Origin of the sequence: Coleofasciculus sp. F4-SAH-05 (genome assembly GCF_040222985.1) — a bacterium.
GTDB classification, from domain to species: Bacteria; Cyanobacteriota; Cyanobacteriia; order Cyanobacteriales; family Coleofasciculaceae; genus Coleofasciculus; species Coleofasciculus chthonoplastes.
Genome location: NZ_JAVKBY010000095.1, coordinates 1 through 8,637, shown reverse-complemented (window position 1 = coordinate 8,637; position 8,637 = coordinate 1). Strand labels below are relative to the sequence as shown.

General features: G+C 44.0%; 8 protein-coding genes. 7 read left to right on the top strand and 1 reads right to left on the bottom strand.

Annotated features, from left to right (window positions below; translation table 11 throughout):
- The first annotated feature begins 147 nt into the window (after positions 1 to 147).
- The 5 genes from RIG27_RS11980 (at position 148) to RIG27_RS11960 (ending at position 5,221) form a co-directional block, all read left to right on the top strand.
- A complete protein-coding gene (locus RIG27_RS11980) occupies positions 148 to 1,452 on the top strand; it encodes an SWIM zinc finger family protein (RefSeq protein WP_446345373.1) in 1,305 nt (434 codons plus the stop codon).
- A gap of 220 nt (positions 1,453 to 1,672) precedes the next feature.
- Positions 1,673 to 2,080 carry a hypothetical protein gene (locus tag RIG27_RS11975; RefSeq protein ID WP_446345371.1) on the top strand — a complete coding sequence of 136 codons (408 nt, stop codon included), beginning with the start codon at positions 1,673 to 1,675 and terminating at the stop codon, positions 2,078 to 2,080.
- Between the two features lie 3 nt (positions 2,081 to 2,083).
- Positions 2,084 to 2,968, top strand: a complete 885-nt coding sequence (locus RIG27_RS11970) for a DUF7226 domain-containing protein (protein WP_446345369.1) — start codon at positions 2,084 to 2,086, stop codon at positions 2,966 to 2,968.
- The gene (locus tag RIG27_RS11965; protein WP_446345367.1) at positions 2,946 to 3,464 is read left to right on the top strand and encodes a hypothetical protein; all 519 of its coding nucleotides are present in this window, start codon (positions 2,946 to 2,948) and stop codon (positions 3,462 to 3,464) included. Before RIG27_RS11970 ends, RIG27_RS11965 begins: the two co-directional genes overlap by 23 nt.
- A gap of 221 nt (positions 3,465 to 3,685) precedes the next feature.
- Entirely contained in the window at positions 3,686 to 5,221 is a 1,536-nt protein-coding gene (locus RIG27_RS11960; protein WP_446345365.1) for a DUF5691 domain-containing protein, read from the top strand.
- 19 nt (positions 5,222 to 5,240) lie between these two features.
- Here RIG27_RS11960 and RIG27_RS11955 read toward each other — a convergent pair whose 3' ends face one another.
- Positions 5,241 to 6,260 (bottom strand): Rpn family recombination-promoting nuclease/putative transposase, encoded by a 1,020-nt coding sequence (locus RIG27_RS11955; protein ID WP_446345363.1) that lies wholly within the window; start codon positions 6,258 to 6,260, stop codon positions 5,241 to 5,243.
- Positions 6,261 to 6,478: 218 nt separating this feature from the next.
- On the opposite strand from RIG27_RS11955, the gene RIG27_RS11950 reads away from it, so the two are divergent.
- Both RIG27_RS11950 and RIG27_RS11945 read left to right on the top strand, forming a co-directional pair.
- Positions 6,479 to 7,585, top strand: a complete 1,107-nt coding sequence (locus RIG27_RS11950) for an ATP-binding protein (RefSeq protein ID WP_446345361.1) — start codon at positions 6,479 to 6,481, stop codon at positions 7,583 to 7,585.
- Between the two features lie 66 nt (positions 7,586 to 7,651).
- The gene (locus RIG27_RS11945) at positions 7,652 to 8,083 is read left to right on the top strand and encodes an FHA domain-containing protein (protein WP_446345359.1); all 432 of its coding nucleotides are present in this window, start codon (positions 7,652 to 7,654) and stop codon (positions 8,081 to 8,083) included.
- Positions 8,084 to 8,637: the final 554 nt, after the last annotated feature.

Genomic DNA, 8,637 nt, shown 5'->3' with positions numbered 1-8,637 from the left:
GTTATCGTGCAAGCTAAGCCGAACTATTAAGTATGTTCAGCGTTCGACTGAGCGCTCACGCCGAAGTCTTAGCTTGTTCGATGACTGAGCGGGCTACTAAAAACCCAGACCTCAGCTCTTAGCAGGTCTGGGTAGTTTATTACAAACATGGCTATTACCTGGACTCCGGAACAAATCCTCGCACTCGCCCCCGATGCTAAGTCTGCCCAAAATGGTCAAGGCTTGGCACGCTTATCGAAATGGCAAGGATTGGGACGAAATCAGGAGGCGGTGTGGGGAGAATGCCAAGGAAGTGGAAGTAACCCCTATCAAACCCAAATCGATTTAGGTGAAACCGCGTTTAAATGCAGTTGTCCGAGTCGTAAATTTCCCTGCAAACATGGACTCGGACTCTTATTACTCTTCGCCAATCAACCCGATAGTTTTAACCCAAATCAATCCCCTGATTGGGTAAACGATTGGATTAACACTCGCCGCCAAAAACAGGCGAAAAAGGTAGAAAAATCAGAAACCGTTGCTAATCCCGTGGCTAAAGCCAAACGCGCCGCCAAACGGGAGGAAAATGTTACCGCCGGGGTGCAAGAATTAGACCGTTGGTTGCGTGATTTAGTCCGTCAGGGATTAGCCAACTTACCGGAAAAAGACTATAGTTTCTGGGATACGGTAGCCGCCCGGATGATTGATGCTCAAGCCCCAGGATTGGCGCGTCAGTTACAGGAAATGTCGGGGATTCCGTATACGGGGGTGGGTTGGCAAGAACGCCTTTTGCAACGGTTGGGACGCTTGTATTTGTTACTTCAAGGATTTATTCGCCTAGAAACATTACCCCCAGACATTCAAGCTGATATCCGCACGGCGATTGGTTGGGGGCATAAAGTTGAAACCGCTACCTCGATGATCCGCGATCGCTGGTTAATTTTAGGACAGTGTATCGAAGACCAGGATAACCTCAGGGCGCAACGGATATGGTTACAAGGACAACAAACCCATCGATTTGCCCTAATTCTTACCTTTGCCCATCATACTCAACCCCTAGACACCAGTATCATCCCCGGTACTCTCCTCGACGCCGATTTGGGATTCTTTGCCAGCGCTTATCCGTTGCGGGCAATTGTCAAAACCCGTCACGCCCCAGCCATACCCTTTACACAGATGCAGGGGGAAAGCGCGATCGCAACTGCTCTAACTCAATACACAAATGCCTTAGCTTGTCAACCCTGGTTAGACCAATTTCCCCTCAGCTTACAAGGGGTTATTCCCCAGAAACATAACCAAGGATGGGCATTGCGCGACGGTGACAATCACCTATTACGCCTCACCCCCAAATTTACAGAGAATTGGCAGTTATTTGCCCTGAGTGGAGGACATCCCATCACCGTGTTTGGCGAATGGAATGGTGATGACTTTTTTCCCTTAAGTGCTTTTTCCCAACATCAGTTTATTGCGTTTTGATGGATAAGAGCGGGTTCGTAGTCAGGGCTTTAGCCCTAGATTTGGTTAGATTTACTGGTGTTAACGCAAATTACAAGCCATAAACCCTTGTATACAAAGCTTTATGGCGCAAAATTGTAAAACTTGTCAATTTTGTAAATTAGCGCTATATTGCCTAATAAGTCATAATTGGGTTAAAACAATATAGTACATTAGTACTATTGCACTATAAGGAAAGCCTGTGAGTTCTTTCAAGCAACTCCCATTGTCAGACCTAAGAGAAAGCCTGCCAAAATTTAAGCGCCAGGTTCAGCTAGGTATGAAGAGAATTGCTGCTACCTATTACGGTCAAGTTGTTGCGTTTTTAGTGCCTTTGAAGGATTTAGAAGAAGCTGAAAAAGATGGTGCTATTGGTAAGACTGAGGAAATATCTTTATCAGGTTTCCGGCTAAATATGACGGAATGTTGGGAGCGTTTACAGGTTGACGTTGATTGCATTTATGTAACCTATCATACACGCCGAGCTGTTGCCTTTGTTAGTCCTCGTCTCACAAATTATCTTCCAATCCCAGTTTCAGAAGTTGCTCACAAACTTCTTGCGATAGATAATGGTCTTATTGAAGTAGAAAATTTACTTGAGGAGAAATAATTAATGTTCAAGATATGCGCCGATCCAAAGCTGCAAGGAAAATTAAATAATCCACAGAAATATTTTCCTTCTGAAGTATGCCAAGAGCTGAATCAATTCCTAAAGGTTTTAGAAAGGGATGGTCAATTTACTAAGACAGATTTCTACGACATAAACACTAATAAAATTCCGGGTATAACTTGTAGTTTGTTTTATAGACCTGATTTTGTCAAAGGTGAAGTATTGATAATTGATGTAAAAATAAAACAAGCAGACTTGTTCAAAACAAGATTTAAAATTACGGATGATTGGGATGATAAAAATGTTGTAGAATCTATACCTCAGTATGATCAGCCCAAGAAAATAGTTAAGGCTCTAGTGTTAATTCACCAGGGAATCACCGATTCGTATAATTTAGGTTACGCATTAGGGCATACAGGAAAGAAGAAAGAATATATTTCGCGACATGGACAGTATGCACAACATGCTTTAGAGCAACTCAAGTTGATTGTCAGAAAACGACAAGGCAGGCAATTATCACCAGAGTTAACTGAGAAAGGAAGACTAATTGCCGAAGGGTTCGATGAGGATTTACAGTTCAGACTACTCATTGAAGCAATGTTGAATTATCCTCCTGTCTGGCGAATTATTACTGCCGTTTCGGAAAAAGAGAGTCAACTGGATAATGAACCGATCTTAAATGATGATCTTGTTAAAAAACTAGCTTTTCCAGAAATATTGCGGGCTGCTGATACAAGTAATCGTCGTTCTCAAACCCTGAAAAATTGGATTAAATGGATTGCTAAATACTCTGGTATTCCTATTCGTCTGCATAAAGGTGGTGTACAACTGACTATTCCCATGCTATATAGTGAAGGTAATAAAGATGAAAATGCCGACACAGACTGAAAAGAAAATGTATGATTTTAAGAGCCAAGAATTTATAGGTAAACATGGTGAGATGATACTTGATAAATGGTTTGGTTCTGCGTATAAAATTCTAGATGTTTCGGGTATTAAGAAATATCAGGATAACTGTATAGATAGAATATTTATGCGTCTAGATGGAACTACAATTAGTGTTGAATACAAATTTGATCTAGCTTCCTCTAGGACAGGAAATCTATTTTTTGAAACTGTCTCGGTAGATAATAAAAATATTCCGGGCTGGGGATGGCGATCACAAGCTGATTACTGGATATTTCTACTTCCTTCAGTGGAAATTTTTGTAGTTGAACCTGGAAAGATGAGAAATTTAGTTTGGCAATATCGTGGGGAAGCTAAAGAGAAAAAAGTCCAGAATTTAGGCTACAAAACTTTGGGGATTCCTATTCCTTTATTCAAGGTTAAAGGAATTGCTTATTGCGTTAGTCAGCTTGATCAAGAAATTCCAGACTTAAAATAACGCTCTTGTGTCACTTTCGGAAGAATGAAAACTGAAACCCTTATTCTGAAAAGGGTTGGTAATGTGTCCTTATTGGCTCTTCGGGAATTATGGTGATAATAAAAAGTTATTGAAGTGGGTCAAAGGCTTGCGGTATATGACTTTTTCTGTTCCCTATTACCTAAAAACTAGGGGTTCCACCACAAGTACCAAAGAGCCATCCCATCTTCGGTAAAGCCTCAATGAGTCTCTGGCAAGACGTAATCACCACCGCCTTAGTTGGCACCGAGAGACGAACTCTCACACTTACTCCAGCAACTAACCCACTCGGTCAACTTTTATCCCAACTGAATCCGACTAACCCAGAAGCCACATTACTCAGCGCGGCTGGGGCAATTTCTCTCTATCACCGCGCCGGACAACGTGCGATTTCCGATAACCAACCGTTACCCCAACCCTGTCTACCTGACGATAAACCCCCCTGTAGTCCCCGCGCCGCCCAATACTTGAAATTGATGCTACAAAAAGAGCGGGTAAAACTGTTACCGGAATGGTTAACCGCCGCTGCTACTGCTGGATACCGGGTTCCCGACTATTGTTTGCCAGAGTTATTGGAAGTTGGACGCACTTCACCCCAGTTACGCCCCGCAATTCTCCCGGTTTTGGGTCAACGGGGACGGTGGTTAGCTGCCCATAATCCAGATTGGAATTATGTGGGAGATGAGGATATCGAACAAACGTGGACAAGGGGAAGTCTAGACGCCCGCAAGCTTCTATTACACCATCTGCGACGTGAACATCCCACCTCGGCACGGGAACGACTTGTGGCTGTGTGGCAACAAGAATCGTCAGATGGCAGAATCGCCTTATTAGACACCCTACAAATTGGCTTAAACCTAGAAGATGAGCCATTTTTAGAGATGGCGCTGGATGACCGCCGCCAAGACGTGCGACGCCAAGCGGCTCATTTATTAGCACAGTTACCGGAATCGGGTTTATGTCAGCGGATGCAGCAACGCATCCAATCAGCAATCACATTTCGACGCAAGCGTAACCGTTTACATCTAGATTTTATCCTCCCTGATTATAATGAACAAGAGATAACCAGAGATGGTATTGATAGCAAACAGCCGCCTCAGTTATTAGGTAATAAAGCCTGGATAATTTTACAAATTGTCGCCGCGACTCCCCTTTCTTTGTGGTCAGAACTTCAGGAAGAATCCCCGGCTGAATGGATAAAAGCTGCAAAACGGAGTGAATGGGATCATTCCTTGGTTGAAGGCTGGGCGGTGGCGGCGATGGGACAACAGAATACAGAATGGGCAGAGGTTATACTGCCGTTTTCTAGTACGTTTAAGGGGTATTTAATCCCGCAAAATAAATTAATTGCTGGGTTAATTAATGTCCTCTCTCCTGAACAACGAGATAGCTTTTTATTAAATTTATTCCCATCTAGCAAAGTCCCATTTGACAGCACACATCCGGCGTTCACCTTATTAACTCATTGCCACTCTCCTTGGAGTGCTGAACTGACAGGTATCGTTTTAGATGGTGTGCGCCGCTATCTGGCGAAGACGGATAATCCTTACGATTGGTCGCTATCTACTGGATTAAAAGAGTTTGCCTATTTTATGAGTCCTGAGATTGTCCCCGAACTCTCGACCCGTTTTAACAATATTGTTCCGGAACGGTCGGCTTTAGCCTCCTATTGGACGGAAGTGATTGATGAAGTATTGGCAGTTTTGAATTTGCGCTATGAAATGGGCAGAGAAATTTGAGCGGCAATGGTTTCTTAGTTTATTGGTCTATCTCTGCCAATAAGATTAATAAATTCTCCCAATTATTTAACTCAAAAATAGATTCGGTTAACTCTTCTATCGCTGACAACGACAATCCTTCGACTAAGGGATTGAGTTCCGCTGTCTTGTCTGGAAATCGCTGGTTCAGCAGACGCAGGACTAAAGCGCGTGCTTCTGTAATGCGACCTTCTTGGCGACCTTCTTGGCGACCTTCTTGGCGACCTTCTTGAAGACCTTCTTGAAGACCTTCTTGGCGACCTTCTTGGCGACCTTCTGCCCGCGCCTCCTTCGATGCTTCTTCGGTAGCATATTTAATGCGTCCTATCTCATCGTGCAATTGCATGGCTCGACGACTGACTTCCTCAGCTTCTGCTGGTGTCAGGTTCGCTTGATTGGCTATCGTTAACGCTTTCTCTATTGCCGTAACTTCTGCCAAACTCTCTGGAATTTCGTCTAAGTCTTGAGCCTGCGTCATAAAATAAATCCATTTCTCTGCCAATGTTTTTAACTCTGGCAATTTTTTCACAAATCTCGGTAATTCTACAAAAATTAGCTGCAATTCATGTTCAGGATATTCCGATGAGCTTTCTTTGTCTTTTAAGACGAAATGATGAATACATTTAGGACTTTCTGTGAACAGAATAAAATCGGTAATTGTTACGGCAATGACTGGCGTAATCTCCAGGTAATAGTCTCCTGATGCCAACTGATTAGCATAAGCTTTGCAGAGATTATAGGTTACTCGTTTATGAAATGCGGCTACCCGTGCGACCTGCATTTCAATGAGGACAATTTCTCCACTGTTTAGAACAGCCCTGATATCTAAGTAACTATCTTTTAAGGTTTCGACTTGACCGGGATTGTAAGGGTTGACAATAGTTAAACTAGAGATGACACTTTCCCCATTGTAGACAATGGCATTTAAGAAGCTGATGAGAATGTCTTCACTTTGGTCTGAGCCAAATATTTTTTTGAAGGCATAATCGATTTTGGGACTAATAAATTTTTTCTTAGTCATAATTTCTTCCTCGTTTAAACTATGGCGCTTCGAGAGTGCTTATGATAGAAATAGAGCAAAAACTTCGGGAATAGGGAACACCTGCCACTTGTATTGTACCTACCGCCTAACTGATTGGTGTCTTTACAGAAGGACTAAATCTAACGAATTGAGATAAATGGTGAGAAAGTTAGTTTAGTATAGCAGGTACGGAAGAGCCTTTTTAAGGACAAACAACTGTGAATCGTGCAAAGCTAAACAATCAAAACGTTTTATTGCGAGAACATGCGGAACAACAGTTTGCTGAAGAGTTGGCGGAATTGGCAAAAGCAGATAAACGCCAGCGTCCACCGAACTGGAATTTATCCCCCTGGGCAGTCACAACGTATCTATTGGGCGGTACACTGGAGAATGGGTTTGTGGTATCACCTAAGTATATTGGCGATCGCAGACTGATAGAAATAGCTGTTGCTACCCTCACCACAGACCGTGCTTTACTGTTGATGGGGGTTCCGGGAACCGCTAAGTCTTGGGTATCGGAACATTTAGCTGCTGCTATTTCTGGGGATTCAACGTTACTGATTCAAGGCACAGCCGGCACCAGTGAAGAATCCATTCGCTATGGGTGGAACTATGCCCGCTTACTGGCAGACGGTCCCTCGATGGAGGCGTTAGTGGCTAGTCCCCTAATGGTGGCAATGGAAACGGGGAAAATTGCCCGGGTGGAAGAGTTGACTCGGATTCCGGCTGATGTCCAAGATACGCTGATTACGATGCTTTCGGAAAAGATGCTACCGATTCCTGAATTGGGGGATGAGGTGCAAGGGATTAAAGGCTTTAATATTATCGCCACAGCGAATAATCGCGACAAGGGGGTCAATGACTTGTCTAGCGCCCTGAAACGCCGTTTTAATACTGTTGTTTTGCCGTTACCGAAAACGATTGATGAGGAGGTGAGTATCGTTCAACAACGAGTTGCAAGCTTAGGACGTGCTTTAGAACTCCCGGTGCAAGCCCCCGCTTTAACTGAAGTCCGCCGGGTGGTGACAATTTTCCGCGAACTGCGTAGCGGTATCAGCGACGATGGTAAAACTAAACTAAAATCTCCTAGTAGTACCCTGAGTACAGCCGAGGCAATTTCGGTGGTGAATAGTGGGTTAGCCCTAGCCGCCCATTTTGGCGATGGACACCTCAGCGCTAAGGATATTGCCTCTGGATTGGTGGGGGCTGTGGTTAAAGATCCGATTCAAGATACGTTAGTGTGGAACGAGTATCTCGAAACTGTGGTCAAAGAACGCAAAGGCTGGATAGACCTGTATCGCGCTTGCCGAGATGTTGGATCTTAAGAGCAAGGTGTTCCAGTTGGCGACTCCTGTCGCTACCATGATCTGTAGTGCTTGAGCATAAGTCAGATGTTGCCCATTGAACCAACTCCCGATTCCCCACCCTCATCGGATCAGTCATCTTCCGGCGGGGTGAGTTCAGATACGTCTGATTTTCCGGAGGGACATGTTCTCATTGTTCAAGATGACCGAGGACGACATCGGTTTGTCCTAGACGGTGAACTCTATTCCATTGGCAGAGACCATGATTGTGATATTCGTCTGTTCTCACAGTTTGTCTCCCGTCACCACGCCACGTTAATGCGAGTAGAGGGTGAGGATGGGCATAATGCCTATCGTATTGTTGATGGCAATCTTAAAGGGAAGTTAAGTTCTAATGGCTTGTTAATTAACGGTCAAAAGCACCAAAGCTATGAACTGCAAAATGAAGAGGAGATTGTCTTTGGTCCTAATGTGAAGGCGATTTACTATCGAGTGCGTCGGGATCAGGTGGAGGGTTAATTCGTCATTTGTCTTATGTCTTATGTCATTCGTCAGTGTTTGAGGACTATTTGCAGAACTTAATCTCTGTCTAAAAAAAACGAATTAGCCCTTGACTTTTCGGCAGATTTTAGGTACTTTTATATCATGGGAAAATGTGCCGTCCTATAGACCCCGATCAACCGTAATTCGTAGGGTGGGTTAGGTGGTAATTAATTCACAACACAAACCCTTTAATTGGCGATCCGCCGTAACCCACCACGTTATCCGTGCCAACGGGTGAACGAACGATGAGAATTCCTCAACGAAATAAGGGATTTCCCGGTAATGATATGCAGCGAGTCGAGATAATTAAGGGATTTCCCGGTAATGATAGTGGGGCGAGTCGAGATAATTGAGGGATTTCCCGGTAATGATATGCAGCGAGTCGAGATAATTAAGGGATTTCCCGGTAATGATAGTGGGGCGAGTCGAGATAATTGAGGGATTTCCCGGTAATGATAGTGGGGCGAGTCGAGATAATTGAGGGATTTCCCGGTAATGATAGTGGGGCGAGTCGAGATAATTGAGGGATT